This is a genomic window from uncultured Algibacter sp. (assembly GCF_947487605.1).
Classification (GTDB): domain Bacteria; phylum Bacteroidota; class Bacteroidia; order Flavobacteriales; family Flavobacteriaceae; genus Algibacter_D.
The window spans coordinates 1-821 of sequence record NZ_CANKXK010000055.1 but is presented as its reverse complement, the minus strand read 5'-3'; the positions used below and the strand labels follow the sequence as shown (position 1 = coordinate 821).

General features: G+C 39.5%; 1 pseudogene. It reads left to right on the top strand.

The features are described 5' to 3' along the window. Positions 1-821, top strand: a pseudogene (locus Q0739_RS14905) (hypothetical protein); the annotation flags it as partial.

Below are 821 nucleotides of genomic sequence, written 5' to 3'. Positions count from 1 at the left end.
GTAGACTGTCTTGCTGATGCTCAAGTACAACCTACACCTCCTGCTCAAAATGATGCTTGTGGTAACCCTATCACTCCGTCTGGGCCTGTAGTAAGTGCTGACCCAGTGTGCCAAGGAGTAAAAACATATACTTGGACTTATACTGATTGTGAAGGTAACTCTCATGATTGGGTATATACATATACTCTTAATGACGATGTTGATCCTATAATTGACAATACGAACAAAGATAATATTGAAATAGAATGTGGTATTGGTGATACTCAGGCAGCTCTTGATGCTTGGTTAGATTCTAATGCTGGAGCAACAGCTTCAGATAACTGTAGTGGCAACATTACTTGGTCTAATGATTACGGTCAAAACACCGATGTAATTTGTGGAGACAATGGTATTCCAGTAACTTTTAGAGCTACAGATGCCTGTGGAAACTTTAGTGAAACAACTGCTACTTATTTAATAAAAGATACGGAGGATCCAATAATTACTAATAATGCTTCCGATCAAACTGTGCAATGTGATGGCGCTGGTAATATTGATCAATTTAATGCTTGGTTAGATAACATTGGGAATACTGGAACTGCTACTGACAATTGTTCAAGTATTGTTTGGTCTAATGACTCAGCAGATTTGCAATTTACTGATGGTTGCGCCTTAACAGGTAGTATGCTAGTTACATTTACAGCAACCGATGGTTGTGGTAATACTAGCTCTACTCAAGCCTTATTTACAATTGCTGATACAACGCCTCCTGCTTTAGCTGGTGGTGCTGATGGAGCTGCTGAGTGTACAGGTGATGATCCTGCTCTTAATGCCGATTATAT